We start from the raw sequence: 26,518 nt of genomic DNA, 5'->3' as shown, positions 1-26,518 counted from the left end.
CCCGGCCTCGTCAGGCCTGCGCCATCGCGGTTTCCCGGATCCGCTCGATCATCGCGCGCAGTCCGTTCGAGCGCTGCGCGGACAGATGGTCGTTCAGCCCCAACCGCCCCAGCTCCGCCTTCGCGTCCACCTGGGGAACCTCGGCGACGGGCAACCCATTGTAGAGACTGCGCAGCACCGCGATCAGTCCCCGCACGATCATCGCGTCACTGTCGCCATCAAAGCGGAAGCGGCCACCCTCGACAACCGCATGCAACCAGACCTGGCTGGCGCAGCCATCGACCTTGGTCGCCGGGACCTTCAGCGCATCCTCCAGCGGCTCCATCGCCTTGCCCAGATCGATCACATGGCGATAACGGTCCTCCCAGTCCTCCATGAACTCGAAGTCTTCCACGATCTCTTCAAAGGCGGCTGCGGCCATTGTCGGTCCATCCTCAGTTGCGGCATTTATCGGGACTGTTCAGCACCTAAGCCCCTGCCCCGCCCTTTTCAACCGCTTTTCAAGCTGCACCCAATCGGGTACTTCCTAACAAACACATTTTGAGTGGGGCGGGACAGATGCAAAAACCCTTGGTTTTGACCTTGGCCGGTGCGCTGGTGCTGGCGGGGTGCGGCTGGAAGGAGTCGCGGATCAATCCGGTCAACTGGTTCGGCAGATCTGAACCGGTTGAAGTGGTTGCAGCCGAGGGGACCAACCCGCTGATCCCGGAAGAAAGCCGCAAACGCGGCGTGTTCTCCCGGCCCGAAGCGGTGGATCGCAGCGTGCTGGCAAATCAGATCACCGACCTGCAGATCGAGCCCACCCCGACCGGCGCCATCATTCGCGCCACCGCGGTCACCAGCCGGCAGGGCGCCTATGACGTCGAGCTGCGCCGCGCAGGTGAAGCGACAGACGGTGTGCTCACTCTGGAATTTCGGGTGACATTCCCGCAGGAGCCGACCCCCGTCGGTCCAGCCGCCACCCGTACGGTTCATGCCGCCCGCAGCCTGTCTTCGCAGGAACTGGCAGCCATTCGCGTCGTCAGGGTGAATGGCGCGACAAACGCGCGCGAAAGCCGCCGCCGCTGATGAAAAAACGGCGCCCTGACAACAGGGCGCCGTTTTCCTATTAAGTTTCCGCGTTTTACCTCGACGTGCAGCTCTGCACGCCCGCAGGATATTACAGCTCGACCACCTGCACGGCCTGCCCCTTGGCAGCCAGCGCAATCTGGCCCTCGCACAGCCGCAAGGCATCTTCTCCGAACACCTCACGGCGCCAGCCGCGAAGCGCCCGCACGTCCCGTTGACCGGCAGCGATCGCGTCCAGATCGGTGCTGGGGGCAATCAACTTGGCAGCGACGCCCTCCGCCTCGGTCTTGGCCTTCAGAAGAACCCGCAGAAGGTCGGCCAGCGCCGGGTTCACCTGCATCTTTTCCTTGCTGCGATCAGGCTTTGGATGGTCTTCCGGCGGGCAAGCCACGCCCTTGGCGACCGCCGCGAGGATGCCCTCGGCAATCGCGCCCTTGCGGGCTTCACGCAACAGCAGACGAGAGCCGCCAAGCTCGGCCGGGGTGCGCGGCTTGGTCGAGGCCAATTCCACCAGCGCATCATCCTTGAAGACCCGGTTGCGCGGCACGTTATTGCTCTGGGCGTATTCCTCGCGGAACGCCGCAAGTTCCCGCACGACCGCCAGGAACTTGCCCGACGTCGTTCTGGTCTTGACCCGCTTCCAGGCTTCCCTGGGCTGGATATCATAGGTCGCAGGGTCGGTCAGAACCTGCAATTCCTCGGCCACCCAATGGGACCGGCCACTCTTTTCCAGCTCGGCTGCAAGGAATTCGTAAATCTTGCGCAGATGGGTCACATCCGCCAGCGCATAGGTCTTTTGCGCCTCACTCAGAGGGCGACGCGACCAGTCGGTGAAGCGCGAGGTCTTGTCCAACCCCTGCTTGACGATCTTGCGAACCAGGGTCTCGTAGCCCGCCTGCTCGCCAAAGCCGCAGACCATCGCAGCCACCTGGGTGTCGAACAAGGGCTTGGGAAAGACCCCCGCATCGACCCAGAAAATTTCCAGATCCTGCCGGGCCGCGTGAAACACCTTGACCACATTTTCATCTCGGAAGAGATCGTACAGCGGCTCCAGCGAAATCCCCTCCGCCAGAGGGTCCACCAGCACGGCGTCGTTCTCGCCGTCGCCAGAATAGGCCAGCTGGATCAGACACAGCTTGGAGTAATAGGTTCGTTCACGTAGAAACTCAGTATCCACAGTGACATAGGGGTGCTGGGCGGCGTCTTTGCAGAACGCCTGCAATTCTTCGGTTGTGGTCAGAGTTTTCATCAATAACGGCTTTTCAATCTCATCTGGGTCGGCATGTGATACGCGCTTGGCCACGGCAATGCAATCAACCCGGCCAATCGCCGCTCAGCCCAGCAGAACCGGCGTTCTGTCACCCGCTGCGTAACGCCGCAGCACCGCGGGATACAGAAGATGTTCCTGCACCAATACACGCGCAGCGAGCGTGTCCGGGGTGTCATCCGATTGCACTGGCACCCTTGCCTGACCGAGGATCGGGCCGTCATCCAGACGCGGTGTGACCTCGTGGACAGTGCAGCCATGCTCGGCGTCACCCGCCTCTAGCGCCCGGGCGTGCGTGTGAAGTCCCTTGTACTTCGGCAGCAACGAGGGATGGATGTTCAGCATCCGCCCTTCGAACTGAGAGACGAAGCCAGCCGTCAAGACCCGCATGAAGCCGGCCAGGCAGACAATGTCGGCTTCCGCCGCCAGGATCGGCTTTACCAACTCCGCCTCGAATGCCTCGCGATCGCCCTTGAACGGCCGGTGATCCACCACCGCCGTCTTGACCCCTGCGGCGGCGGCCTTGGCCAGCCCGCCCGCATCGGCGTTGTTGGCCAACACCAGGCACGGGCGCGCGGCGTGATCTCCGGTCATACTTTCCAGCAGCGACACCATGTTGGAGCCGCCGCCGGAAATCAGGATGGCAACCCGCTTGTGGCTCACAGCAGCTTGCCCGTGTAACGCATGCCCGCGCCCTTGGTGACGGTGCCGAGGCGCACGACATTCTCGCCCTCGTCTTCCAGCACCTTGACCAGCGCGTCCGCACGGTCGGCAGAGACCGACAGGATCATACCAATGCCGCAGTTGAAGGTCTTCAGCATCTCGGCTTCGGCGATGCCGCCGGTTTCGGCCATCCATTTGAACACGGGCGGCAGTTCCCACGCGTTCAAATCGATGTCGGCGCCCAGATCCTCGGGCAGCACACGCGGCAGGTTCTCGGTCAGACCGCCGCCCGTGATATGGGCCAGCGCATGCACACCCCCTGCCCGCACCGCGGCCAGACACTGTTTGACGTACAGGCGCGTCGGCGTCAGCAGCGCCTCCCCCAGCGTGCCCTCGCCAAACGGGCAGTCCGCGTCCCAGCCAAGCCCCGAAACCTCGACCAGCTTACGCACCAGCGAATAGCCGTTGGAGTGCACACCGTCCGAGGCCAGCCCCAGAAGCACGTCGCCCTCTGCCACGCCCTCGGGCAGAGCGGTGCCGCGCTCCATCGCGCCCACGGCAAAGCCCGCGAGGTCAAAATCACCTTCCGGGTACATGCCGGGCATCTCAGCCGTCTCGCCGCCGATCAGCGCGCAGCCGGAGCGCACGCAGCCCTCGGCGATGCCTTCGATGATGCGGGCGGCAGTTTCCGTTTCCAGTTTGCCGGTCGCAAAATAGTCGAGGAAGAACAGCGGCTCGGCCCCCTGGCAGACCAGATCATTCACACACATGGCGACCAGGTCGATACCGACGCCATCAACGTGGCCGGTGTCGATGGCAATGCGCAGCTTGGTCCCGACACCGTCGGTGGCGCCCACGAGAATCGGATCGCTGTAACCTGCGCCCTTCAGATCGAACAGCGCGCCGAACCCACCCAGCCCGCTGGCCACGCCCGGGCGGTTGGTGCGCTTGGCAGCCGGTTTGATCCGGTCGACCAAAGCGTTGCCTGCATCAATGTCCACACCTGCGTCCGCATAGGTCAGGCCGTTCTTGCCGCTGGTCATCATCTGGCTCCTTCAACTGGGTTGCGCAGCCTTTAACGCAAGGCGCGACAGAAGGGAACAAGGGATTGCGCCACCCCCGCAAGGGTCGCATCAGACCGGGGATGACGCCCTCCCAAGTGACCTAAAAGCCAAAGCGACACCCCCGGTGGTTTACAGTCTTTCCCATGGCACTCCGCGCGCACCCCCACAGCGCAAGTCACTTTGTTTCGGTGCCACACCGTGCCGACAGTCAAGCCAGCGTCAGCCAGCGGCGGCCTTCCCGCGCTCAATCACCGCTTGACCTCCCGCGCGGCATTCCCTAACCAGCAAGCGTGGCGGGCCTGTAGCTCAACGGTTAGAGCAGAGCGCTCATAACGCTTTGGTTGCAGGTTCGAATCCTGCCGGGCCTACCATTCCACTAAAGCCAATTTCACCGGCCGCCGTCTCCGAAGCCCCGGCCTACGAGGGCCGAGACAGCCTGCATCAGCGCGCGATCACGATATCCGCCTGCAGCCCACCAAGTTCGGTGCTTTCGCCCAGTCGCAAGGTGCCGCCATGCGCACGCGCCGTATCTGCGACGATGGCCAGTCCCAGGCCAACACCGGACCCACGATCCTGATTGCGCGCCGGATCAAGGCGCGTGAAAGGTCGCACCGCATCCCCTCGTTGCTCAGCCGGGATGCCGGGACCGTCATCCTCAACCCTGATGCGCATCGAGCGCTCCGTCAGCGTCAGGGAGACCTTGGCCTGTGAGCCGTACCGCACGGCATTGGAGATCAGATTCTCCACCGCCCGGCGCATCGGCTGCCGCCGGAGCGTGACCTCCCCACCGCCGGACACCTGCGCCAGCACCACCGGTTTCTCCTGCCGTTGCCAGCCAGCCACGATCTCCGCCACGAAGGCTTCGGGATCCAGCTTCTCCGGCTCGCTGACCGCCGCGCCACGGGTGAAATCCAGAAACGCATCCAGCAGCGCCTGCATTTCCTCGACGTCGCGCAGCATCGGTGCGGCGTCTTCCGGGTCCAGCAACGCCAATTCCAGCTTCATCCGCGTCAGCGGCGTGCGCAGATCGTGGCTGACCCCTGACAGCATCAGCGTACGCTGTTCGATCTGGCGTTCGATGCGTGCCCGCATATCCAGGAACGCACTGCCCGCCGCACGTACTTCCAATGCTCCGGCCGGTGAATACGGGACGACGCGCCCGCGGCCAAAAGCCTCTGCCGCGTTGGCCAGGCGTTTGATCGGGCGTAATTGATTCCGCATGTAAAGAAATGAAATCAACATCATGACCAGGCCAAACAGCAACATGGTGACAATCAGCTGATGCGGTGCTGCGGCTGTCAGGCGACGCCGGTCAAGCACCAGCTCTGCCGGACCATGAACAGTGTCGAAATAGACCCGCACGCGGTGTTCGGGGAGGAACTGTATCGCCAGGAAGGCGGGGAACGCCTTGCTCATCTCCTCTCGTACCACCCGGCCGGAAAACTCCGTCAGCCCGAATACGTCCTCGGGCGGCGCCGCGCCGGGGGACAGAAACTGAAGCTGCATGTTCAGGGGATGCAAAATGCTCGAGGCCTGCGCCAAAGCAGCCGTACGGTCCGGCGCGGTGTTGAGGACCTGCTGAACCAGCCGCATTTCGCGCAGGATCGTAGCTGTCATCTGCACCGTGACATCTTCGAGATCGCGCTTGATGAACACCACCGATACCACGATTTGCAATGCCACCACCGGCACCACCAGAATCAGCGCGGCACGCGCATAGAGGCTGCGGGGCACGTATCGTTTGAGCCATTGGAAAATCATGGGCAGACCCTATAGGCTGGCAGGAAAATAGAAAAGACGAACCGGAGAAACGCCCTCCGGTATGCCAACAGCAGGATCAGGCCGATGCAGGCAGACGACGAATTCAACCCAACCGTGGGCACCGCAGAGATTCTGGAACCCGGCCTGCGCCGCATTCTGGCGCCGAATCCATCCCCGATGACGTACCGCGGGACCAATACCTATCTGCTCGGGCACACTGATCTGGCGGTTATCGACCCGGGGCCGCTTTCGGACAGCCACCTGCAGGCGATTCTCGAAGCGGTGCGACCGGAGCAGAGGATCAGCCATATCATCGTCACCCACAGCCATCTGGATCACTCCCCCCTCGCCGCGCCGCTGTCACGGGCATGCGGCGCGCCGGTGCTGGCCTATGGCGGCCCGCTGGCCGGGCGCAGCGCCGCCATGACGCGCCTGGTCGAAAATGGCCTGATGGGCGGCGGCGAGGGCATCGACGCCGACTTCTGCCCCGACATCACGCTCAGGGATGGCGAGGTCATAAAAGGCTCCGATTGGGAGCTGGAAGTGATCCACACCCCCGGCCACCTCGGCAACCACATCGCCCTCGCATGGGGGGACGCCTGCTTTACCGCTGACCATGTGATGGGCTGGGCAAGCTCTCTGGTGTCTCCGCCGGATGGCGATCTGACCGACTTCATGGCCTCTTGCCGCCGCCTGCGCGCCCGGGATTGGCGTGTCTTCCATCCTGGCCATGGCCGACCGGTCCATGACCCCGCCACTCGACTTGACTGGTTGATCCAGCACCGCTTGAACCGCGAGGCCGCAATTCTTGGCGCGTTGAAACAGGGGCCAGAGACGGCCTCGGATCTGGCGCGAATGGTCTATACGGACACCCCCACCGCGCTCCTGAAAGCGGCTGAACGCAATGTTCTTGCCCATCTTGTCGACCTCACAGGACGCGCTCTGGCGCGCCCGAAAGGGGCCCTGACAGCCGATGCTGTTTTCGAGTGCGCCGATCTCTGATTTTTTTTGAAAAAACTTGCTCCTCCCCTCTGGACGACCCAGCGAGAGGCCGCTATACGGCACGCACCGTTCCGGCGTAGCTCAGCGGTAGAGCAGTTGACTGTTAATCAATTGGTCGTAGGTTCGATCCCTACCGCCGGAGCCAAAAGTTTCAAGGGCTTAGCGTACCATCGCTAAGCCCTTTTTCTTTTCTGATGCATGAGCTGTTTCTGCCGTCCGACCTCAAGCGCTGCTCTAAAATCCCGCCAACGCGCGATCGCTGTTTCCACAAAACAGTTGGTCAAGAGGTCACCGCTCCCGGTGCCTGTGGCTCGGCACCCAAGGGCCTCTGAACTTCGCAAAAAATCTCACGAAACCCGCAATTTTCCTCTGGACGCCAAAGAACGATAACTCTATATCACGCCTCACATTCCGGCGTAGCTCAGCGGTAGAGCAGTTGACTGTTAATCAATTGGTCGTAGGTTCGATCCCTACCGCCGGAGCCAATCTCCCTCTAAGAGGTTGGAAATAAACGACAAAGCGCTCCACCTTGGGGCGCTTTTGTCGTTCTGGGCACATTCTCTGTCACATCCGTTTACACAAACCCCATGTGGGAGTCGGAGCATTGAGAAGACCAACACCATGCTTGCATCTGGAACGCAGACCATCGGCGTTTTACTGGCGGCGGCGCGTCCCGGAACTTTTTTCAAAAAACGCCTCAAACCGGTTTTTCGTATTTTCCTTGAAGACCGATGTGGTTCGTGAGGCCGAGGTGCTGGCCCGCCGTTTGACGTGGCTCAGCTCCCTTGCCTTCGACTATTCGAGAGGCGTTGCGAACATGGAAACAGGTCTGATGGAGCGGGTTTTGACCGAATTGGTGCGATTTGAAATCGTAGCATCGGACCACGCACGCGCCATTGCACCTGAACGCACCCGTGAAGAAGCGCAACAGGCCTTGCAACGCGAACACGCGCTGCAAGCGACCTTGCGAGACGCCCTGCTTTTGCGCAACAGAGAGGTGGCGCGAGAGCCTGTCCGCGCTGCGGCGGAGCGTCTGGGCGTGCAGGTTTCCGAAGATAACAGTGATTGGGTGGCTCTGGCCTATGAGGCGACCCGCGTTTTGCTGGATCTGAGTGTTGAGCGGGCACAGCGTGATCAGGGTGTTTTCTCTGGCCGCAGCCGTTTCTTTGAGACGGCGATGAAGGCGGACGCTGCGCCCTCAATGCCTGCCTATCGTGTAGAACCTGCGGCCATTGCGGTTCATGCAGCCCCCGTTGCTCAAATGGTAGCAGAGCCTGCGACCGCAACCACTTCTGCGCCTGTCAGCGCGCCACCGACCGCGTCTGAACCGATCCAACCTTCGCCCCCAAAGGCGCCGAAAAAGGCGTCTATCAAACTGTCGGAAGCATATGAAAAATACAGTGAGGCACGTTTGGCGGGCAAAGAGGGCAAGCGACCGGAAGAGCTTGCAGTCAAAGCCAAAGGCGAGTCTTGGGAGCGAAACTCGTTTTCAAATCTGAAGGCCAACGCTAAGCTGATGATCGACGTCATTGGCGACAAACAGCTATGCGATCTGACGAAAGCGGATTTTATTGAGGCGTTTTCGATCATCCAGAGGGTGCCAGCGAACCACGGCAAATCCTCCAAGGAAATCCGAACGATCCGCGAAATCGTTGAGGCGACGGACTTTGAGGAGCAGAAAAACAAGGCGCTTGTTCACGCGCAGTTAAAAAAAGCCGGTGCAAGTCAGGGCAACATCGAAGCCGCTGAGCATCAGGAAAACATCGCGCGGCTTCGCGTGAACACGGTCTATCGGCATATGCAGGACGCCCAACGCGTCGTGCGCTATATGGAGGCCCTTGGCTACCTCTCAGAGAATTTCATGGAATATGTAATGTGGTCCAAGGGGGAGCTGGAACGTCTCGAAATTCTGCAAGAAGACAACAGCCGTAAGATCTGGGGAGATGAGTTGCCGAAGCTGTTCCGAACCCCGCTATTCCAAGGACAGATTACCGACATTGGCGATCCATTGTTCTGGGCGGTGATTATTGCGGTTCTCCACGGTCTACGTGAAGAAGAGGTGCTACAGCTGCGCCTTGACGATATCCGGACCGAAAACGGTATTGTCTATTTCGATATCAAGGTAGGCGCACCATGGCAGCGTTTGAAATCCAAAGCGGCAACGCGCCGTGTGCCTCTCCACAACAGTCTGATTGCACTTGGCTTCCTTGATCTGGTGGCTATGCGGCGGCGCGAAGGTGAAGATCGCCTGTTCCCGCACCTGACGCGTGGTAAGAACCGCAAAACCCTGTCAGAAAACTTCACAAAGGATTTTACACGCTTCCGCAAGGCCAACGATGTCTATGAAAAGCGCATCGACTTTCACAGCTTCCGCACGCAGTTCAACGTCGAGCAAATCAAGGCCCGCACCGAGAGTGAATTGCGCCACATCCTGATGGGGCATGAGATGGATACGGTGAACCTCAAGCACTACGGGGGCGATGGTCATGATCTCGAATATCTGCACGAGATTGTGCAGCGTGTGGACATCGACGTTTCGATGATCCAAAGCCCCTTTGCCGATAGCAAGAAGGCGAAAGTGTCTGACTTGCAAGCAACGCGAAAACGCTTGCACGTGGTGTGACCTGCGAACCTTCCTTTGCACAGGAAATTTGAGCGGTAGCCACTTGGAAACAGGTGTTGAGTTTGGGCAGACGGGGCAACCTGTTTGCCCTCTAACACATCTAAACCAATGTCATTTCCCGGTTTCTGGATTTCTATGTTTCATCATTTCTGTGTGGGGATTTCTACACGCCATCAGTAGCTTATGGGTTCAAAATTGTCACGCATGCAGGCTTTCCGTAGGATCTGGCGACTTACGTCAGCACTTTTGCAGGTGATTTCGCAGGGGGGGCGACCGCACCAGCATATGCGCAGAAAATCTTTACCGGAATCTTTTTGCCCCAAAGCCCACGTTCCCATGTTCCGCCTACCAAGAAAGGAACATGAAAATGCACTACAATCACACCAAATTTCGCATCTCTGCATATGTGGCGGAGTTCATCAAAATGGCCGGGTTCTCTGCCGCCACAGCCAAGCTTTTCCTCGCGTTAATCTTCCTGCAAGATCAAACCGAAGAAGGCTGGCCCATGTTCGAGGGAGACGAAGGATCACAGAACCACTTTGTCTTGGTCGCCGAACTCCGCGAGCTGGGGTTCCCGTCCAAAACCGGATCAAGCCGCTTTCTGCGTAAACCCGTTGCCGAGCTGGTCGCCATCCCCGGGATCTTCGATCATCTCGAAATTGCGTCGAATGGTCGTTACCTGACTTGGCGGTTTTCTGAGAACTTCTTTGACGTAATGGCAGGCATGGATGTCTATGGGTTGATCGACGCCAGCGAAATCGCTCTGTGTCATGGCAAGTTTGGCGGTGCGTTGCTTGCACAGATCCCGCTTCATCGTAAAAAGCGTAGGCCTGAATTTCGCCTGCTGGGGCCTCAAAAGGGATATGGCGCCCAACCGGACCATACGCTGCCCAATCTTGTTCCAAGCCAAATCCAGCGGCACTTGCGCCCCCAACTGCAAAAATGGGCTGATGAAACCAAGATCACCTTCGCCGTGCTGCTTGTCCAAGAGGGATCGCGCCCAGGCTACACAGATGTCGTGATACGGATGCGCCACAAAGACACCGAGTGGCCGGAGGGGCGCTTTCTGAAACGGGCGATTTCTACTCGCATCTGGACTGTGTCCCCTAAAGCGAAAACCTCGGCTGAAGATAACGCAGCCCCCCCCCGGAGGGCCTGCCTTTTGCGCACAGCAAAAGGGTTAGCGGGTTATCCGATTTTTGGATCGGATAATTTCTGCCTTACCTGAACCCCATGCGAAACGACAAAAAACAGAATGCGGGAAAGTCAGGCGCGGTGCGGCAGGAAGCGCTGAAATCGTCGGGTCTGAGCCGCGCAGAGAAGCACGGGAAACGGCAGGATGAAAGCAGCCAGAAGCGCCGCGTGCGGGATGAAGAACCGCTCGTTTACGGCACACTGGATCTGACAGCGGCCCGCGCACGACACATGGATGGTGTCAAGCAATCGGGCCGCACAGCCTGCATCCATGCGCTTGTGCAGTTTCCCACCGACCTCATCGACGGGACAGCCAAGGCGCAGCAACAGCGGATGCTCGATCATGCTGTGACATTCTTGAATGAGTTTCATGGGGGCGATGCCGTGTTTGCCGCTCGTCTCGACCGCGATGAAACTGGAAGGCACACCGTGGATGCTTTCCTGCTACCGAAATACGATTTTCGTTACAAAGATGGGCGCGTCGTCAAGAAAGCCAGCGTGTCCAAGTTCTCCAAAGAGCAGGCCAGCAAGCGATATGTGAAGACAGACAAGAAAACGGGCAAAGCGCTCATCGACCGTAAGACAGGCAAGCCCATTCCGCGCGACGATACACGAGCACAAGGATCAGCGTTGCAAGACGCCTTCTTTGAATATCTGCGTGGTGAAATGCAGCTATCCGAGGTCATGCCGCCGGAACGTAAAAAGTTCACCGCGAGGGATAGGGTGGAGCCTGAAGAGTATGGCCTGAGAAAGGACCGCGAGCGCCTGCATGACAATGCCCGAGCGCTCTCGAAAGCTGACCGCGTGGCGCGGGAGCGAAACAAGCAAGAAGCAGCGCGGAATAAGGCACAGGCGCAGTCTTTGGCGCAGAGAGAGGCGGAACTGCTGGCAGGTCAGAAGGCGCTGTCAGAGCAGAAATCAGCCTTTGAGCAGTTCTCTGCGCGCCGTGCAGCCACTCTGGACAAGCAAGAGGTTCAAGTCAGGCGCGATGCGAAAACCGTTCGCAATATCAGGATCGCAAGCGGCCACGGTGTATCCCGCAAGCTGAACCTGATTTTGGATCAGAGTTTTGAATCTCAGGACGTAAGATGACACCCCAGCAGAAATTCATGAAAGACCTGGAAGAGCGTGACTACAGCATCCTGAATGTGCCGCCACAGTTTCTGCATTTCATCAAAATTCGCGACAGGCTGGCCTATTATTCCCTGCAACTGGAGCCGTTCTTTTATCAAGATCCGTGGGACCTGCCTGTCGTTGTAGACGGTGGCAGGTGTTCGCATGTGGATCTTATGAGGTTTCAGGGATGGGGCATGTCTTCAGTCGAAATCTATGATTTCCTGACTGATGTAGAAGTGGCTTTGATCGAAGCCGCCGCGCGACGCGGGATCAGACTGCGAAAGCGTCCGAGGGTGGATAACGACGACGCCCCCGGCGCTATCCCGCAACGAAGTAGAATGGCCGGGGACTGCGCCCTGGGCGAATAGCCCAAGGCGCGGGGTTGTCAGCGCCAGAACCACCACCAGCGCCGGGATTTAAGTCGCTGCACCTCGGCCACGGCGGCATCGGCACGTTGCTTTTCTGAAACGACCATTGCCTCAGCCTCTTCTGCACGGGCCCGCAGCCTTTCGATTTCCGCCGCAAACTCTTCAGGCTTGCCGAATTCTTTCGCCATCGAAAGAACGCTTTTGTGAACCCAATCCCTGACAAGACCAGCTTCTCTCTTACGTTCAGCCAGCGCACGCTGCCGTTCCGCGCCTGATTTGGGTTTACTCTTGTCTCCGTTAGGTTCTGTCTTTTGGGGCAAAAGATCTTTGGCGTTGAGCGTGAAAACACCGTCTTTCAGCCTCATGCGGGCTTCGGTGATTTCGATTTTGGCCAGCTCACCTGCGTGGATTGCGGCTTCAACTTCAGGGGTGATATTGACGATTTGCGCGGTCATGTGAGGATCTCCGTTAGTCTAACGCGTTTGGCTAACGGGAGATGGGTGTAACCCGCTATTTACAAAGCGAGTTTGATAGCTCTTGGGGCGGAATTGGGTCAGTCTTGGAAACTGACACCCACAATCTGAAGCTGATCCCACTCAGGTGTTTCAATTCAGGTTCTATGCTTGGTATAGGTCAACGTGGCATTTGAAATCAGCGAGTAGATTATGAAGACTCTTGAAGAAGTAGCTGTCGCCTTTGAAGGGATCGCAAATCGTGTCGAACAGATTTGGCTTCCTCATATTCCACGGGACACGACTTTCAAGGAAAGGAACTGGCCTGCGGCAGCACTTACTCCGGAAGATGCCTGTTTTCTGGCAAGGGAAGTTGCGAACAGGCTACGTGAACTGGCAGAGGATCAGGGGAAGCCTGAAACCGTCGCAGCGGATGAGTTTTGGGCGCTTATCGCCAACCAAGCCGAGCAAGTCGATTTTGCCAATTTCACCAGCGATCCGTATTCAGTCGCAAAATCTACGTTTGACTTTTTGCTGTTTTGCAACGCCAATCTTCCGGCTCGGCCGGCCGATGTGGACTGGGACAAAGTCAAGACGAAAGGATACATCCCCAAAGACCTTTCAAGAAAAATCAACAGCATTGAGAAGCGCCTTGCGGATCTCAGCCCTCGCACTGAGAGCCTTCAAGAAAAAATCAAAGCCATAGAAACAGCGCACGATGCCGCTGAGCAGCTTCCCACCGACATGGAAGAACTGCGACGCAACAATGGTGAACTCAGAAAGCTGTTGGCTGAAGCGCAGAAAAATACCGCTCTTATTCAAAACAACTTGGAAGAGACCAAAACGGTTCGCTCAAAGGTTGAGAGTCTGCATGAGGACACTTCGTCACTGGCAGACCAATCACAGCAACTTGTTGATAGATGCAATGAAAATTACCGTATCACTACCTCTGCCGGTCTCGCTGGTGCGTTTGAGGCTCGATCAAAATCGCTGACCAAAACAGGTTGGTTCTGGGTCTTCCTGCTGGCGGTAGCTCTTGGTTGCGCCGTCGGGATCGGATATTTCAGGCTCGAAGCATACGAGAGCCTATTGAGCAACAACGCATCGACATCCGTCATCCTACTCAATCTCTTAGTCACCGTTCTGGGGGTGGGTGGCCCCATTTGGCTTGCGTGGCTTTCGACAAAAAACATTGGGCAAAGCTTCAAGCTGGCAGAGGACTATGCGTTCAAAGCTTCGATCTCAAAGGCCTACGAAGGTTACAGGAAGGAAGCTGTTAATCTTGATCAAGAGTTTGCCAAGCAACTGTTTGGCTCTGCCCTGACCCGACTTGATGAGTTGCCCAGCCGTTTTGTCTCGCAGGTCGATCACAGCTCACCCCTGCAAGAGGCGCTCGACAATCCGACCATCAAAGCGTTCTTCGCAGAAGTCCCTGACGCGAAGAATAAGCTGATGGATTTCGTTAACGAACAAAAGAACGCAATCGTCGGTCTTACTGGGACAAGCGGCGCATCGAAGGCAACAAAGGGTCGACCCAATGGCTCACCCCAGAGCGTCTCCGATGAGGACGTTGAACCGTAAGAAAATCAGGTCAGACAATAGAAACATGCATTGGAGTATGTCGTGGTGAGCGAAGGCGGCGGTAGCCCAAAAACTTCCATAGATGTTAGTGTTGGCAAAGAGATTGATGCAGCACTCGGCGATGTGGTCCGAGGCCTGCTTCGGAAGCCTGCTGAAGCCGTGGGGGACCTTGTTGCGGATGGTATTGGCATTCTCGGAGACCGGGTGAGGCGCAAACGTGAATTGAACGCCAAACTTGGCATGGAAGAAGTGCGCGCGAAGCTTGATGCTGCCGACGTGGACATGAAGGACATTACACCGCCCAAGGAAGAAGAGCTTCATCTGCTGATGAATGGTCTATCACTGGCCGATGATGAAAATGTCCGGGGCATGTGGGCTGGCCTCTTCGCACGCGCCCTCAAGCCTGACGCAGAAACAGAAGCTGAGCGGCCGTATATCAGCATCCTTGAAAGCCTTTCGCCAATGGATGCGAAGATCATAGATCTGCTTGCCTTTATCCAACGGACAGACGCAGAAGTAGGAGAGAATTTTGAGCAATTTACGCCCAAATCTCTTATGAGTTTTACGCCCGAGGAAGAGGATCAGGCAAAGAAAATACGGAAGAAGAATGCGGAGCTTCAAAAACGAGCGGTCGCGGCCATTCAAAAAAAGTCCGAAGAATATGGGCTGGCCGAAAAAGGATCACCAAGTTGGGCCGACAACCTAATGAGGCAAGGTGTTATTGAGAGAACACCAGTCCAACAGTTTCATAACCTGTCATCCTTTGGGCCACGAATTCGTGATGAAAGGGATGTGGCTCAGGCACTTGAAGAGTTCCACGAAAGCCTTCGAGAGACCCAGGAGATTGCAAAACGGCAAGCATCTGCACCAGAGCAACTTTTCTCGCCGCATGCGTTCGGTCCGCAACTCAATTTGGAAGTTCAGTTTACCGCTTTTGGAACGCGCTTTGCCGAAGCGTGTGGTTTACTGTAGGAAACATTTGTTACGCCTACATTTGCGCAGTGTAGGTATGCAACTGTAAGCGCCAAGAACTTGCTCTATAGCAACAATCGTGGCACAGACTCTTACACATCCGGATTCGATGAGATATTCGGAGCGAAAGATCGTTTGTTTTCAGTAGTGTTGATGGTGCATTGCGCGCCCTACCGCCGGAGCCAACCCCTCTTCATTCGGGTTGAAAAGCACAAAAAGCACTACATCAGAAGACAGATCTGGATTGCTTGCCCAAGGCAACGCACCGTTGCGTTCGCTGGATCGCCCCTGACTCGATCTCGTTGAACACCTCTCCCGCTGTCATGCCTTCGTTGAAGGCCGTTGAGGCGCCGCCAAAAGCGGGCAACGCAGTAAATTCCGAAACGCCCCCGCCAGAAAGAAAAATGGAAGGCTTTCGCCTTCCATTTTCTGTTTCAGTCTGCGTCTGCGACACCCTTGGCGCGCAGCCGTGCCCGTCTGGCACGGTAGCTGGGCAGCACCACCAGGATCACTGCCAGCCCCAGAAGGCCAACGGTCATTGGCCGCTCGAGGATGAAGCCGAGCCCATCGTAGAGCTGCATCGAGCGGGCGAAGTTGTTCTCCAGCATCGACCCCAGGATGAAACCGATCAGCAGCGGTGCCAGCGGATAGTCGGCAAAGCGCAGCACGGTGGCGCAGATCCCCAGTCCCACCAGGATCAACAGCTCCGTGGCGTTGTTCTGGCCGATGTAGGCCCCCATCAGGGTGAAGAACAGGATGAAGGGAATCAGGTAGTTGCGCGGCACCGCCAGGACCTTGGCGATATAGGGGATCAACGGCAGGTTCAGGATCAGAAGGATCAGGTTGCCGAGATACATCGAGATGATCACCGCCCAGAAGATCTGCGGCTCATCCACCATCAGCCGCGGCCCCGGCGAGACATTCAGCGCGATCAGCGCACCCAAGAGGATCGCCGTGGTGCCAGAGCCGGGAATGCCCAGCGTCAGGAGCGGCACGAAAGACCCGGTGCAGGCGGCATTGTTGGCGCTTTCCGGCGCCGCCAGCCCCTTGACCGATCCCTTGCCGAACTGCTCCTGCTCTTCCTTGGAGGCGATGTTGCGTTCCACCGCATAGCCCAGGAAGGAGGCAATGGTGGCCCCTGCCCCCGGCAGCACGCCGATCAGGAAGCCCTGTATCGACTGGCGGCCGATTACCGGGGTGATCGCCCTGGCTTCTTCGCGGGTGATGCGCAGGTCCTTGATCTCGTTGCTGCCGCCTTCGGTGTTGGAGCGCGAGGGGTCGAGCACCAGGTACATCGCCTCCGGCAGAGCGAACATCGCCATCGCCAGGGTGATGAAGCCAAAGCCGGACTGCAGGTCCATGACGCCCATGGTGAAACGCGGCATGTTGAACAGTGCGCCCTCGCCCACCGTGGCCATGATCAGCCCCAGCAGCGTCATCAACAGCGCCTTGCCCACCTGACCGGAGCCAGCAAAGGCGGCAATCGCCGACAGGCCCACAACCATCAACGCGAAATACTCGGCCGAATGGAACAGCAGCGCCACGCTGGCCAGCGCAGGGGCAAAGATCATCAGCAGGATCGCCCCGATTGTGCCACCGGAGAACGAGGCAATGGCGGCAACGGTCAGCGCCTTACCCGCCTTGCCCTGACGCGCCAGTGGGTAGCCGTCGAAGCTGGTCGCCACGGTTGAGGCCACGCCGGGCGCGTTGATAAGGATTGACGATGTCGAGCCGCCGAAGATCGCGCCGTAGTAGACACCCGCCAGCAGGATAAGCGCGGCAGAGGGATCACCGATGGAGATCGCCACCGGGATCATGATGGCGATGATCGACATCGGCCCAAGGCCGGGCAGCATGCCGATGAAGGTGCCGATCAGGCAACCGCCGATCACCATCAACAGGTTTGTAAGAGAGAAGGCCGTTCCCAGGCCAATCATGATACCTTCGAGCATGTCAGCCTCCGTTCATGAAAAATGCGGGCCAGGGGCTCAGGAAAATACCCAGGACCACCTGCACCAGATACCAGACCAGACCGGCCGCAGCGGCGGCAACGGGCAGCAGGATGTGCAGCTTGCGTTCGCCCAGCGCAACGGCGCCCAGCACCAGGAAGCCCACGGTCGAGGGCAGGAAGCCCGCCGGACGCAGCAGCAGCGCATAGGCCACCATCAGCCCCAGCAGCATCAGCGCCTGGCCCAGGTTGTAATCCGCCAGGCGGCGGTAGTTGATGTCCATCGGCTTGGGCTCGTCGGCGCCCTTCTCGAACCCCAGCAGGATGAACAGTGCGGCCAGAATGGCCATCACCGACAGGACCTTGGGGAAGGTGCTGGGCCAGATCGGGTTGTGTTTCATGAACGGCGGCAGCCCCGCGTCCATGGTGAAGAAGGCTGCATAGCCATAGGCTAGGCAGATCATCAGGATGACGAGGGCAATCCAGCGGTCGAGTGCCATTTGCGGCTCCTGTGGTGGATGTTTCGATCAGGCGGGGAGCGTAGTCCCCGCCGCGCGGAGCACGCGGCCCCCGGGAGATTTTTCGGCAATAGGAAAGGGTCTGTGAACCATGGCCTGCGGGACGTGCCCCGCGGCGAAGGCTGATGAGCCAAGGGCCGTACACGGGGAAGGCAGTGCCGTTATCCTCGGAAGGGAGGCCCAGGCCTCGCCTTCCTTTTGCTTTCAATACCCCGGGAGCGCGAGGGCAATGCCCCCGCATGCCGCGGCAGCGTCAGGGTGGGCGCTCAGAGGAAGCCGAGCTGCTTCATCAGATCGCCAATGACCTTTTCCTGCTCCTCGAGGAAGCTGCGGAAATCATCGCCCGAGTTGTGGATGTTGACCCAGCCGTTGCGCGCCCGGACCTCTTCCCATTCGGGGGTGTCATACATCTTGGCCAGCGCCTCCTGATAGGCGGCGAGCTTGTCCTCGGGCAGACCCGGTGCCGCGAAGAAGCCGCGCCAGTTCACGAAGGACGTGTCCAGCCCCTGCTCTTTCATCGTCGGTGCGTCCGGATAGCTGTCGACACGCTCATCCGCGGTAACGCCGATGATCTTCACCTCGCCCGCGTTGGCCAGGTCGATTGCCTCGGAGAAACCGGTCGACAGGGCTGCGATCTCGCCCGACAGCAACGCTGCCATCGCCTTGCCGCCCGCGTCGTAGGGGATGTATTTCACCGCCGTCGGATCCTCGCCCGCGGCCTGCATCACCATCGCTGCAACCAGGTGGTCCATGCCGCCCGGAACCGAGCCGCCGCCAACGGCCGTGCCGCGCGGGTCTGCCCGATAGGCTTCCAGCAGATCTTCCATCGAATTGATCGGGCTGTCCTTGCCCACCACGATCGCTGCGTAGTCACCGATGGTGCCTGCCACCAGCGTCAGGTCACGGAAGTTCTGCGGAAACACGCCGGTGAGCGAGCGGATCACGATCGGGGTGGAGTTCACCATCAAGGTGCCGTGGTTGCTGTCGGCGTTTTCGATCAGGTAGCCGATCGCCTTGCCACCGCCGCCGCCGGACATGTTTTCGTAGGATGCCTTGCCCACCAGTCCGGATTTGGTCAGCGCCTCACCGGTGCCGCGCGCGGTTCCATCCCAGCCGCCGCCAGCGCCGCCGGGGATCAGGAAGTGGATGCTGTCAACCACCTGCTCTGCCGCCTTCAGCGGGCTGCCGAATGCCAGTGCCGCCGCCGCCGCGGCCATCGCCACCCGGCGTGTAAGGGTAAATTTCGTCATTATGTCCTCCCATTTGACAAAGCGCGGTTTTGCCGCCCATGACTGAAAGGGAACACAGCAAGCTGACACAAACCTGTCACGGCGCGTAAGGAAAGGATCACCCGGCATGCGGTTTCTTCTGGTCGAGGATAACGAGAGCCTGGCCAGCGCCCTGCTGGACCGGCTGCGCCTGGACGGCCATGTGGTGGACCACGCCGCCGATGTCTCCACCGCGACCGCCTTTGTCGGCACCACGGATTACGATCTGATTTTACTGGATATTATGCTGCCGGATGGCGACGGCCGCAGCTTTCTGAAAGACCATCGCGACCACCGCAAGGAAACCCCGGTGATTGTGCTGACCGCCCGTTCCGAGATTTCCGACCGGGTCGGCATGCTGGATCTGGGCGCCGATGACTACATCACCAAACCATTCGATTTTGCCGAGCTGGAGGCGCGCTGTCGGGCGGTGCTGCGGCGCCGCGGCGGGGTCAGCTCCAACATCCGGCGATTCGGAAATCTGGAATTCGACCCGATGGCCGGCACGCTGACCGTGGCCGGAAAATCCGCCACCCTGCGCAACCGGGAGCTGCGGTTGCTGGAGGTCTTCCTGAACGCTCCAGACCAGATCTTCTCCAAGGCCAAGCTGGTTGATCGGCTGTTTTCCTATGACGAGGACGTCTCGGAGAATGCGATCGAGGTCTATGTGGCAAGGCTGCGCAAGCATCTGGCGGGGTCCTCGGCGCAAATCACCACCGTGCGCGGCCTCGGCTATCGGCTGTCGCTGGAATGAGCGGCACCGTCAATGTCAGCGGCTCGATCCGCCGCCGCCTGCTGCTGCAGCTGGTGGGCAGCGCGGCGCTGCTGGCCGCGCTGTTGTTCTTTGCGGTGCTGGGGTTCGTGCGCAACGTGGCAGAAGAAAGCCACGACCGCATCCTGCTGGCCTCGGCCAGCTCGATCCTCGATTCGGTGTCCGTACAGTCTGGCGAAATCACCGCCGACATCCCCTACGCGGCACTGTCGATGTTGGGGAATGTCAGCGACGACAGGGTTTTTTACCGGATTACCACTGCCGGGCGACTGCTGACTGGCTATGCCGATCTGCCCGTCGGCCGCTCCACCGGCCAGGTTGCCCAGCCGCTGTTCCAGACCGCCGAATACAAGGAGGAGAGCATCCGTGTGGTCACTCTGTCGCGGCGACTGGCCGTCAGCGGCGCACCGGTGTTGGTGCAGGTCTCGGTGGCGCAGACCCGCACCGGGCAGGACGTGCAGCTCAGCCAGCTGTTCCGCTCGGCGCTTCACCTGGGGGTGGCCTTCTTCCTGCTCGCCTCGGCGCTGGCCTATTGGTCCGCGCAGTCCAGCATCACGCCGCTGCGCGCGCTGACTGCGGCGATTTCGCGGCGCGGCCCAAAGGACCTGCGCCCGGTGACGCGTCCGGTGCCTTCGGAAATGGCCCCGCTGGTGGCCTCGCTGAACACCTTCATCAGCCGCCTGCAGACGTCGCTCAGCCGGTCCGAGGATTTCATCGCCGAGGCCGCCCACCGCGTCCGCACGCCGCTGGCCACCGTCCGGACCCAGGCCGAGGTCATGCTGATGCGGGTCGACAAGGAGGCCAACCGGGTGGGTCTGCGCGAGATGATCCGCGCCATCGACGAAAGCTCGCGCGCCGCCGGGCAGCTTCTCGACCACGCCATGGTCTCCTTTCGCACCGACAGCCTGGAGCAGGATGACATCAACCTGACGGCCTTGGCCCGCGAGCTTGCCGACAGGCTGCAACCGGTTGCAGAAATGAAGGAAATCACACTGCACTTCGCCGCAGAAACCGATGTTCGCGCCTGCGGCGACGGCATTCTGATCCAGAACGCGGTGCGCAATATCCTCGACAACGCCATCAAGTATTCGCCGCAAGACAGCCAGGTGTGGATCCGGGTGGAAACCCGTGATGGCCTCGCGCGGATCACGGTCGAAGACCAGGCTGGCGGCTTTGGCAAGGAGGACACCGAAGCACTGACCCGACGCTTTGTGCGGGGCGCCAATGCCCGCGACACCATTGGCTCCGGCCTGGGGCTGACCATCGCCCGCGAGGTTGCAGAGGCACACGCGGGCCAACTCCTCATCAAGAATTGCGAAACAGGAGCAGGCGCATGCGTTACCCTGTGTTTTCCAGCCCCATGAAGCACCTGCAGAAGTTGATGACCTTAGCGACCCAGTTGCTGCTGGCGCTGTTTCTGTTCGTCCACGCCCAGCCTGCTCGCAGCTTTGAAATCGAAGAACACCGATGGATCGGCCCGGCGGACGGCGTTCCGCTGAGGGTCATCTCGACCACCGACACGCATATTCTTGCACCGCTGATCGACAGTTTTCTGCGCCGCAACCCGGGGACCGCGGTGGACTATACCGTGGCCAACAGCAGTCAGGTCATGAAAGCGATCCTGGAGGGCGAGCACCAGTTTGACGTCGCACTCTCCTCCGCGATGGATCTGCAGACCAAGCTTGCCAATGACGGTTACACAAGGCCCTACCAGTCAGACGCGACCGCACGTATCCCCCCCTGGGGCGAGTGGCGCAGCCATGTCTTTGCGTTTTCGATGGAACCGGCCTCGATCGTCTTTTCCACCAAAGGGTTCGAGGAGCAGGAGGTTCCCCGCACCCGGCAGGATCTGGTCACCCTGCTGCGCGCCAAACCTGAGCGTTTTCGCGGCAAAGTGGGCACCTATGACGTGTCCCTCAGTGGCTTGGGCTACCTGTTTGCCACCCAGGATGCCCGCACGTCGGAAACCTACTGGCGGCTGATGGAGGTGATCGGCAGCTTGCGCCCGCAGCTGTTCTGCTGTTCCGCCGCCATGATCGAAAGCGTGGCCGCCGGTGACATTCTGGTCGCCTACAACGTCCTTGGCAGCTATGCCCGGGCGCGCAAGGATCTGGCCGACAAGATCATCGTCGTGGATCCGGTCGATTATACCCATCTGATGATGCGCTCGGCGGTACTGTTGCGCGGCGGCGCTCAGCCAAAACGCGCAGAGGCCTTCGTTGATCACTTGGTGACCGCCGGCTGGTCCCGCCCGCTTGCCGAGGATTTTCCCTTCAGCCCGCCGCCGGAATCCCTGACCGACACCACCAGCGGACATCGACCCATTCACCTCGGCCCCGGGTTGCTGGTCTATCTCGATGCGCAGAAACGGCGCCGTTTCATGGCGGAGTGGTTCAGCGCCGTGCGCAAAGAGGGAACGCCGCGCTGAGGTGGCAGATAGCGAGACCGGAGTCGGCCACATGCAGACATCTTGGGGTGACAAACCTTGCGCGACGCGATAGAAACAAACCATGAACACTCCGATCTCCAGCATTCGCAACCTTGGCCCGGCATATGAAGAGGCCTGCCGCGCCGCGGGTATCCACTCGGCCGAGGAACTGCGCGAAATCGGTGCCGATGCCGCCTACGCACGCCTGCTCCGCAGTGGCACGCGGCCGCATTTCATCGGTTACTACGCGCTGGTCATGGCCCTGCAGGGACGCCCGTGGAATGACTGCAAGGGCAGAGAAAAAGAAGAGCTGCGCAAACGCTTTGACGCGATCAAGGCCGAGGCCCGCCCGCAGCACGACAGCAAATTCCTGGAAGAACTCGACGCCATTGGCGTGCGGGCCAGCGTCGCCGATCTGAAGACGCTCTGAACGGCAGGTGACTGCCCGCGCCGCGGCCTGTCGCCCTTCTCTCAGCGCCTCTCTCCAGCCAGCCCCAAGGGCCGCCTCTGTCCGGGATGCAACCTTTTGCCGGTTTCAATCGTTGTCCTGACGAGTGCAACGCGAAGCAAGGAGACCCGGCATGGACCTGATCCGTATCATATTCGCCATCATTCTGCCGCCACTTGGCGTGTTCCTCCAAGTGGGTCTGGGCAAACATTTCTGGCTGAACATTCTGCTGACTCTGCTGGGTTACATCCCCGGTATCGTCCATGCGGTCTGGATCATCGCGAGGAGACCTGAACATGTCTGACCTTAGCCCCCTTCAGGAGCGCAAGCTCGAAACCCTGGATCGTCTTGCTCAGCGTATGGATCGCGCCTTCCGTATCCCCGTACTCGGGGTACGGATTGGCTGGGACAGCATTGCCGGGCTTGTGCCCGGCGTCGGCGACGCTGTCGCCCTGATCCCTGCCGGATACATCCTCTACTCCGGCTACCGCATGGGTGCTTCCGCCCCGATACTGGCGCGGATGGCTGCCAATATCGGTGTCGATGCCCTCATCGGGTCGGTGCCGCTGGTCGGTGACCTGTTCGACGTGGCGTGGAAGGCAAATACTCGCAACACGGCCCTCCTGCGCCGCCACCTCGAGGAAACACCGCCAAAGGAGCCGCTTCCTAAGCGCTTGGGTCGCAAACCCTTTTCCAGCCTCACGCCGCCGCGCGAGCTGAAAATGGCGCCCTCTTATGTCGGCATGCACCACCGTGGGAGGCCGCGCAATCGTCCGGCTTGGCAGCATCCGCTGAGCCGCACATTGGATCGATGAAAAAAGGGGGCTGACAGCCAAAGCTGCAGCCCCCTCAAACCAGCTGAAATCAGCCAGCGTCTATGGCTTAGCCAACCAGCTCGATGCCGGAGAAGAAGTATGCGATTTCCGCAGCAGCGGTTTCCGGAGCGTCGGAGCCGTGCACGGAGTTCTCGCCAACGGACTCGGCGAACTCGGCGCGGATGGTGCCCGGTGCGGCGTCTGCCGGGTTGGTCGCACCCATGACTTCGCGGTTCTTCGCGATAGCGTTTTCACCTTCCAGAACCTGCACGACAACCGGCGCGGAGGACATGAACTCGCACAGTTCGTCGTAGAACGGGCGCTCGGCGTGCACTTCGTAGAACTTGCCAGCCTGTTCCTTGGTCATGTGGATGCGCTTCTGCGCCACGATGCGCAGGCCGGCTTCCTCAAACTTGGCGTTGATCTTGCCGGTCAGGTTGCGGCGGGTTGCATCGGGCTTGATGATCGAGAAAGTGCGTTCCAGAGCCATTTGGCATTCTCCTGATTGATGGGCCGCGGGGGATGTCCCTGGGCCGGAAACTCCGCGCGCCGCCTAACATGGCTTGGCGCGCTTGGGAAGATGTTTTCAGAGCGCGTACACGCACGCGCGCATCTTGGTACAAGATTTTCGAGCCGCCCAAGGCGGCAGGCCGATTGACAGCCCCCGACGGCTGCGCCACACCGCTGCTCATGTTACGCATTCAGGACATCACATATTCGGTCGAAGGCCGCCCGCTCATCGAGGGCGCCAGCGCCAATATTCCCACCGGGCACAAGGTCGGTCTGGTCGGGCGCAATGGCACCGGTAAAACCACGCTGTTCCGCATCATCCGGGGCGAGCTGGCGCTGGAATCCGGCAGCATCACCCTGCCCTCCCGCGCCCGCATCGGCGGTGTCGCACAGGAGGTGCCTTCGTCGGATGTGTCGCTGCTGAATACGGTGCTGGCCGCCGACACCGAGCGCGCCGCACTGCTGGCCGAAGCGGACACCGCTACGGACGCCGGCCGTATTGCCGAGATCCAGACCCGGCTGGCCGACATCGATGCCTGGTCAGCGGAAGCACGCGCTGCCTCGATCCTGAAGGGGCTGGGATTTGACGATGCCGACCAGCAGCGCCCGTGTTCGGACTTTTCCGGTGGCTGGCGGATGCGGGTGGCCCTCGCAGCGGTGCTGTTTTCCCAACCGGACCTTTTGCTGCTCGACGAGCCCACCAACTACCTGGATCTCGAGGGCGCGCTCTGGCTCGAGAGCTACCTGGCCAAATACCCGCATACGGTGCTGATCGTCAGCCACGACCGGGGCCTCCTGAACCGGGCTGTGGGCGCGATCCTGCATCTGGAAGACAAGAAGCTCACGCTCTATCAGGGCAACTACGATACGTTTGCCGAAACCCGCGCCGCCAGGCTGGCGGTGGCCGAAGCCGAGGCCAAGAAGCAGGAGGCGCGGCGCGCGCACCTGCAAAGTTTTGTCGACCGCTTCCGCTACAAGGCGTCCAAGGCGGTGCAGGCGCAATCGCGGCTCAAGATGATCGCCAAGATGAAGCCGATCACCACCCCGCAGGAAGCCGCCCTGCGCGCCTTCACCTTCCCCGAACCGGAGGAGATGTCGCCCCCGATCATCCAGATCGAAGGGGGCGTCACCGGGTATGGGGACACCGAAATCCTGAAACGGCTGAACCTGCGCATAGACCAGGACGACCGGATCGCCCTGCTGGGCAAGAACGGTCAGGGCAAATCGACCCTCTCGAAACTTCTCGCGGACCGTCTGCCGCTGATGGCTGGCTCGATGACGCGGTCCTCCAAACTGCGTATCGGTTATTTCGCGCAGCACCAGGTTGATGAGCTGTATGTGGATGAAACCCCGTTGGACCACCTGCGCCGCCTTCGCCCGGAGGAAGCCCCGGGCCGGTGGCGCTCTCGGTTGGCGGGTTTCGGCCTTGGGGCTGCCCAGGCAGAGACCGAGGTGCGGCGGTTGTCTGGCGGCCAGAAGGCCCGGCTCAGCCTGCTGCTCGCGACGATCGACGCACCGCATATGCTGATATTGGATGAACCGACCAACCACCTGGATATCGAAAGCCGCGAGGCCCTGGTCGAGGCGCTGACAGCCTACTCCGGCGCCGTCATCCTGGTGAGCCACGACATGCATCTGCTGAGCCTGGTGGCGGATCGGCTTTGGCTGGTCTCCGACGGCACGGTCAAACCCTATGACGGCGACCTGGAAAGCTACCGCGCGCTGCTGCTGGCACGGGACAAACCTGCCCCCAAGGCCGAGGCCGAGGCGATCAAGACCGCCAAACCGAAACGGGCTTCCCGCGATCAGCTTCTGGCGCTGCGCGCAGAGGTGCGCAAATCCGAAGCGCGTGTGGAAAAGCTGACCGACATGCGTGAAAAGCTTGACGAAAAGCTGGCCGACCCTAGCCTGTACGAGCCGGGCAAAGCAGCCGACATCGAGACCTGGCAGAAGAAACATGCCGAATGTATCGAGGCGCTGGCCCGGGCGGAGACCCTGTGGATGGACGCCCTTGAAAAGCTGGAGCAGGCCGAGGCGCAATGATCGACACCGCATTCCTGATCACCTCTTTCGTGACCCTGTTCGTCATTGTCGACCCGATCGGGCTGACACCGATCTTCCTGGCGCTGACCCAAGGCATGACCCCGCGCCAACGTCGCAGCATCGCGATCCGCGCCACCGTCATCGCCGCGGTTCTGCTGGCCTTGTTTGCAGCTCTTGGCGAGGCGGTTCTGGGCTTCGTCGGCATCTCCATGCCCGCCTTTCGTATCGCCGGGGGCGTACTTCTGTTCCTGACGGCGCTGGATATGCTGTTTGAACGCCGTAACAAGCGACGCGAAGATCGCAGTGAAGACGACGACATTGACGACCCTTCGGTCTTTCCACTCGCGATCCCGCTGATCGCCGGACCCGGCTCGATTGCGACGGTGATCCTGCTGACCGGCCAGCAACCGGGGTTCGCCGGTTTCGCAATGGTCATGGGCGTTGTTGTCTGCGTGCTGGCAATCCTGCTGGTGATGTGCCTGTTTTCCGGCCTGTTCGAACGCCTGCTGGGCAAGACCGGCATCACCGTGGTCACCCGGCTTCTGGGCATGCTGCTGGCCGCCCTGTCGGTGCAATTCGTCCTCGACGGACTGCGCGCTTATGGTTTTGCAGCCTAGCACCACCGCCCTGCCCACCT

The 26,518-nt window shown here is 60.2% G+C and carries 26 protein-coding genes and 3 tRNA genes; 19 read left to right on the top strand and 10 right to left on the bottom strand.

Features of this window, described 5'->3' with window-relative positions; genetic code table 11:
* Window positions 1–10: 10 nt before the first annotated feature.
* Window positions 11–421: a SufE family protein gene (locus ACZ52D_RS14275; RefSeq protein WP_222453381.1), complete on the bottom strand. Its 411-nt coding sequence runs from the start codon at window positions 419–421 to the stop codon at window positions 11–13.
* Window positions 422–558: 137 nt separating this feature from the next.
* On the opposite strand from ACZ52D_RS14275, the gene ACZ52D_RS14270 reads away from it, so the two are divergent.
* Window positions 559–1,068, top strand: a complete 510-nt coding sequence (locus ACZ52D_RS14270) for a hypothetical protein (RefSeq protein ID WP_417472266.1) — start codon at window positions 559–561, stop codon at window positions 1,066–1,068.
* 91 nt (window positions 1,069–1,159) lie between these two features.
* Here ACZ52D_RS14270 and rnd read toward each other — a convergent pair whose 3' ends face one another.
* The 3 genes from rnd to purM form a co-directional block, all read right to left on the bottom strand.
* Window positions 1,160–2,317 (bottom strand): ribonuclease D, encoded by a 1,158-nt coding sequence (rnd, locus tag ACZ52D_RS14265; RefSeq protein ID WP_222453383.1) that lies wholly within the window; start codon window positions 2,315–2,317, stop codon window positions 1,160–1,162.
* A gap of 84 nt (window positions 2,318–2,401) precedes the next feature.
* Window positions 2,402–2,998, bottom strand: coding sequence for a phosphoribosylglycinamide formyltransferase (gene purN / locus ACZ52D_RS14260; protein ID WP_222453384.1), 597 nt, complete (start codon window positions 2,996–2,998; stop codon window positions 2,402–2,404).
* A complete protein-coding gene (gene purM, locus ACZ52D_RS14255; protein WP_464441712.1) occupies window positions 2,995–4,041 on the bottom strand; it encodes a phosphoribosylformylglycinamidine cyclo-ligase in 1,047 nt (348 codons plus the stop codon). The genes purN and purM overlap by 4 nt, the downstream gene beginning before the upstream one ends.
* Before the next feature lie 316 nt (window positions 4,042–4,357).
* On the opposite strand from purM, the gene ACZ52D_RS14250 reads away from it, so the two are divergent.
* Window positions 4,358–4,433: transfer RNA gene (locus ACZ52D_RS14250), tRNA-Ile, on the top strand.
* A 70-nt stretch (window positions 4,434–4,503) separates the two neighbouring features.
* On the opposite strand, the gene ACZ52D_RS14245 is transcribed toward ACZ52D_RS14250, so the two are convergent.
* A complete protein-coding gene (locus ACZ52D_RS14245) occupies window positions 4,504–5,823 on the bottom strand; it encodes an ATP-binding protein (RefSeq protein ID WP_464441711.1) in 1,320 nt (439 codons plus the stop codon).
* A gap of 84 nt (window positions 5,824–5,907) precedes the next feature.
* Here ACZ52D_RS14245 and ACZ52D_RS14240 point away from each other — a divergent pair, with 84 nt between their 5' ends.
* From ACZ52D_RS14240 to ACZ52D_RS14210, 7 genes are all read left to right on the top strand, one after another.
* Window positions 5,908–6,825: an MBL fold metallo-hydrolase gene (locus tag ACZ52D_RS14240; RefSeq protein ID WP_464441710.1), complete on the top strand. Its 918-nt coding sequence runs from the start codon at window positions 5,908–5,910 to the stop codon at window positions 6,823–6,825.
* 70 nt (window positions 6,826–6,895) lie between these two features.
* Window positions 6,896–6,970 (top strand) — tRNA-Asn (locus ACZ52D_RS14235).
* Window positions 6,971–7,235: 265 nt separating this feature from the next.
* A tRNA-Asn gene (locus ACZ52D_RS14230) sits at window positions 7,236–7,310 on the top strand.
* A 140-nt stretch (window positions 7,311–7,450) separates the two neighbouring features.
* The gene (locus ACZ52D_RS14225; RefSeq protein ID WP_464441709.1) at window positions 7,451–9,448 is read left to right on the top strand and encodes a tyrosine-type recombinase/integrase; all 1,998 of its coding nucleotides are present in this window, start codon (window positions 7,451–7,453) and stop codon (window positions 9,446–9,448) included.
* 361 nt (window positions 9,449–9,809) lie between these two features.
* Window positions 9,810–10,676, top strand: coding sequence for a hypothetical protein (locus ACZ52D_RS14220; RefSeq protein ID WP_464441708.1), 867 nt, complete (start codon window positions 9,810–9,812; stop codon window positions 10,674–10,676).
* Window positions 10,677–10,681: 5 nt separating this feature from the next.
* Window positions 10,682–11,734, top strand: a complete 1,053-nt coding sequence (locus tag ACZ52D_RS14215; protein ID WP_464441707.1) for a hypothetical protein — start codon at window positions 10,682–10,684, stop codon at window positions 11,732–11,734.
* Between the two features lie 17 nt (window positions 11,735–11,751).
* Complete coding sequence (locus ACZ52D_RS14210; protein ID WP_464441706.1) at window positions 11,752–12,126, top strand: hypothetical protein; 375 nt, start codon at window positions 11,752–11,754, stop codon at window positions 12,124–12,126.
* Between the two features lie 17 nt (window positions 12,127–12,143).
* Here ACZ52D_RS14210 and ACZ52D_RS14205 read toward each other — a convergent pair whose 3' ends face one another.
* Complete coding sequence (locus ACZ52D_RS14205; RefSeq protein WP_464441705.1) at window positions 12,144–12,581, bottom strand: hypothetical protein; 438 nt, start codon at window positions 12,579–12,581, stop codon at window positions 12,144–12,146.
* Between the two features lie 210 nt (window positions 12,582–12,791).
* On the opposite strand from ACZ52D_RS14205, the gene ACZ52D_RS14200 reads away from it, so the two are divergent.
* A complete protein-coding gene (locus tag ACZ52D_RS14200) occupies window positions 12,792–14,159 on the top strand; it encodes a hypothetical protein (protein WP_464441704.1) in 1,368 nt (455 codons plus the stop codon).
* A gap of 30 nt (window positions 14,160–14,189) precedes the next feature.
* The gene (locus tag ACZ52D_RS14195; protein WP_464441703.1) at window positions 14,190–15,131 is read left to right on the top strand and encodes an Abi-alpha family protein; all 942 of its coding nucleotides are present in this window, start codon (window positions 14,190–14,192) and stop codon (window positions 15,129–15,131) included.
* A gap of 434 nt (window positions 15,132–15,565) precedes the next feature.
* Here ACZ52D_RS14195 and ACZ52D_RS14190 read toward each other — a convergent pair whose 3' ends face one another.
* The 3 genes from ACZ52D_RS14190 to ACZ52D_RS14180 form a co-directional block, all read right to left on the bottom strand.
* Window positions 15,566–17,083, bottom strand: a complete 1,518-nt coding sequence (locus ACZ52D_RS14190; protein WP_222453388.1) for a tripartite tricarboxylate transporter permease — start codon at window positions 17,081–17,083, stop codon at window positions 15,566–15,568.
* A 1-nt stretch (window position 17,084) separates the two neighbouring features.
* Window positions 17,085–17,579, bottom strand: a complete 495-nt coding sequence (locus tag ACZ52D_RS14185) for a tripartite tricarboxylate transporter TctB family protein (RefSeq protein WP_464441702.1) — start codon at window positions 17,577–17,579, stop codon at window positions 17,085–17,087.
* A gap of 284 nt (window positions 17,580–17,863) precedes the next feature.
* A complete protein-coding gene (locus ACZ52D_RS14180; RefSeq protein WP_222453390.1) occupies window positions 17,864–18,847 on the bottom strand; it encodes a tripartite tricarboxylate transporter substrate binding protein in 984 nt (327 codons plus the stop codon).
* A 106-nt stretch (window positions 18,848–18,953) separates the two neighbouring features.
* Here ACZ52D_RS14180 and ACZ52D_RS14175 point away from each other — a divergent pair, with 106 nt between their 5' ends.
* The 6 genes from ACZ52D_RS14175 (at window position 18,954) to ACZ52D_RS14150 (ending at window position 23,328) form a co-directional block, all read left to right on the top strand.
* Window positions 18,954–19,619: a response regulator transcription factor gene (locus ACZ52D_RS14175; RefSeq protein WP_369924813.1), complete on the top strand. Its 666-nt coding sequence runs from the start codon at window positions 18,954–18,956 to the stop codon at window positions 19,617–19,619.
* Window positions 19,616–21,001 (top strand): sensor histidine kinase, encoded by a 1,386-nt coding sequence (locus tag ACZ52D_RS14170; RefSeq protein WP_464441701.1) that lies wholly within the window; start codon window positions 19,616–19,618, stop codon window positions 20,999–21,001. Before ACZ52D_RS14175 ends, ACZ52D_RS14170 begins: the two co-directional genes overlap by 4 nt.
* 17 nt (window positions 21,002–21,018) lie before the next feature.
* Window positions 21,019–22,065 (top strand): ABC transporter substrate-binding protein, encoded by a 1,047-nt coding sequence (locus ACZ52D_RS14165; RefSeq protein ID WP_464441700.1) that lies wholly within the window; start codon window positions 21,019–21,021, stop codon window positions 22,063–22,065.
* 82 nt (window positions 22,066–22,147) lie between these two features.
* Window positions 22,148–22,495 (top strand): TfoX/Sxy family protein, encoded by a 348-nt coding sequence (locus tag ACZ52D_RS14160; RefSeq protein ID WP_464441699.1) that lies wholly within the window; start codon window positions 22,148–22,150, stop codon window positions 22,493–22,495.
* 151 nt (window positions 22,496–22,646) lie between these two features.
* Window positions 22,647–22,817, top strand: coding sequence for a YqaE/Pmp3 family membrane protein (locus ACZ52D_RS14155; RefSeq protein ID WP_222453395.1), 171 nt, complete (start codon window positions 22,647–22,649; stop codon window positions 22,815–22,817).
* Window positions 22,810–23,328 carry a DUF4112 domain-containing protein gene (locus tag ACZ52D_RS14150; RefSeq protein ID WP_417472284.1) on the top strand — a complete coding sequence of 173 codons (519 nt, stop codon included), beginning with the start codon at window positions 22,810–22,812 and terminating at the stop codon, window positions 23,326–23,328. The genes ACZ52D_RS14155 and ACZ52D_RS14150 overlap by 8 nt, the downstream gene beginning before the upstream one ends.
* A gap of 67 nt (window positions 23,329–23,395) precedes the next feature.
* On the opposite strand, the gene ndk is transcribed toward ACZ52D_RS14150, so the two are convergent.
* Complete coding sequence (ndk, locus tag ACZ52D_RS14145) at window positions 23,396–23,818, bottom strand: nucleoside-diphosphate kinase (RefSeq protein WP_222453397.1); 423 nt, start codon at window positions 23,816–23,818, stop codon at window positions 23,396–23,398.
* A 200-nt stretch (window positions 23,819–24,018) separates the two neighbouring features.
* On the opposite strand from ndk, the gene ACZ52D_RS14140 reads away from it, so the two are divergent.
* Entirely contained in the window at window positions 24,019–25,881 is a 1,863-nt protein-coding gene (locus ACZ52D_RS14140; protein WP_464441698.1) for an ABC-F family ATP-binding cassette domain-containing protein, read from the top strand.
* A complete protein-coding gene (locus ACZ52D_RS14135; RefSeq protein ID WP_464441697.1) occupies window positions 25,878–26,498 on the top strand; it encodes a MarC family protein in 621 nt (206 codons plus the stop codon). The genes ACZ52D_RS14140 and ACZ52D_RS14135 overlap by 4 nt, the downstream gene beginning before the upstream one ends.
* Window positions 26,499–26,518: the final 20 nt, after the last annotated feature.

This window comes from Leisingera sp. S2M4 (assembly GCF_055398055.1).
This window is presented reverse-complemented; position numbering and strand designations above follow the sequence as displayed.

Coding starts and splice junctions, on each gene's coding strand:
- ACZ52D_RS14270 (WP_417472266.1), top strand. CDS start 559: ATGCAAAAACCCTTGGTTTTGACCTTGGCCGGTGCGCTGGTGCTGGCG.
- ACZ52D_RS14185 (WP_464441702.1), bottom strand. CDS start 17,579: ATGGCACTCGACCGCTGGATTGCCCTCGTCATCCTGATGATCTGCCTA.
- ACZ52D_RS14155 (WP_222453395.1), top strand. CDS start 22,647: ATGGACCTGATCCGTATCATATTCGCCATCATTCTGCCGCCACTTGGC.
- ACZ52D_RS14190 (WP_222453388.1), bottom strand. CDS start 17,083: ATGCTCGAAGGTATCATGATTGGCCTGGGAACGGCCTTCTCTCTTACA.
- rnd (WP_222453383.1), bottom strand. CDS start 2,317: ATGAAAACTCTGACCACAACCGAAGAATTGCAGGCGTTCTGCAAAGAC.
- ACZ52D_RS14160 (WP_464441699.1), top strand. CDS start 22,148: ATGAACACTCCGATCTCCAGCATTCGCAACCTTGGCCCGGCATATGAA.
- ACZ52D_RS14275 (WP_222453381.1), bottom strand. CDS start 421: ATGGCCGCAGCCGCCTTTGAAGAGATCGTGGAAGACTTCGAGTTCATG.
- ACZ52D_RS14220 (WP_464441708.1), top strand. CDS start 9,810: ATGAAAATGCACTACAATCACACCAAATTTCGCATCTCTGCATATGTG.
- ACZ52D_RS14150 (WP_417472284.1), top strand. CDS start 22,810: ATGTCTGACCTTAGCCCCCTTCAGGAGCGCAAGCTCGAAACCCTGGAT.
- ACZ52D_RS14210 (WP_464441706.1), top strand. CDS start 11,752: ATGAAAGACCTGGAAGAGCGTGACTACAGCATCCTGAATGTGCCGCCA.
- ACZ52D_RS14215 (WP_464441707.1), top strand. CDS start 10,682: ATGCGAAACGACAAAAAACAGAATGCGGGAAAGTCAGGCGCGGTGCGG.
- ACZ52D_RS14165 (WP_464441700.1), top strand. CDS start 21,019: ATGACCTTAGCGACCCAGTTGCTGCTGGCGCTGTTTCTGTTCGTCCAC.
- ACZ52D_RS14140 (WP_464441698.1), top strand. CDS start 24,019: ATGTTACGCATTCAGGACATCACATATTCGGTCGAAGGCCGCCCGCTC.
- ACZ52D_RS14170 (WP_464441701.1), top strand. CDS start 19,616: ATGAGCGGCACCGTCAATGTCAGCGGCTCGATCCGCCGCCGCCTGCTG.
- ACZ52D_RS14180 (WP_222453390.1), bottom strand. CDS start 18,847: ATGACGAAATTTACCCTTACACGCCGGGTGGCGATGGCCGCGGCGGCG.
- ACZ52D_RS14200 (WP_464441704.1), top strand. CDS start 12,792: ATGAAGACTCTTGAAGAAGTAGCTGTCGCCTTTGAAGGGATCGCAAAT.
- ndk (WP_222453397.1), bottom strand. CDS start 23,818: ATGGCTCTGGAACGCACTTTCTCGATCATCAAGCCCGATGCAACCCGC.
- ACZ52D_RS14175 (WP_369924813.1), top strand. CDS start 18,954: ATGCGGTTTCTTCTGGTCGAGGATAACGAGAGCCTGGCCAGCGCCCTG.
- ACZ52D_RS14240 (WP_464441710.1), top strand. CDS start 5,908: ATGCAGGCAGACGACGAATTCAACCCAACCGTGGGCACCGCAGAGATT.
- ACZ52D_RS14135 (WP_464441697.1), top strand. CDS start 25,878: ATGATCGACACCGCATTCCTGATCACCTCTTTCGTGACCCTGTTCGTC.
- ACZ52D_RS14205 (WP_464441705.1), bottom strand. CDS start 12,581: ATGACCGCGCAAATCGTCAATATCACCCCTGAAGTTGAAGCCGCAATC.
- purM (WP_464441712.1), bottom strand. CDS start 4,041: ATGACCAGCGGCAAGAACGGCCTGACCTATGCGGACGCAGGTGTGGAC.
- ACZ52D_RS14245 (WP_464441711.1), bottom strand. CDS start 5,823: ATGATTTTCCAATGGCTCAAACGATACGTGCCCCGCAGCCTCTATGCG.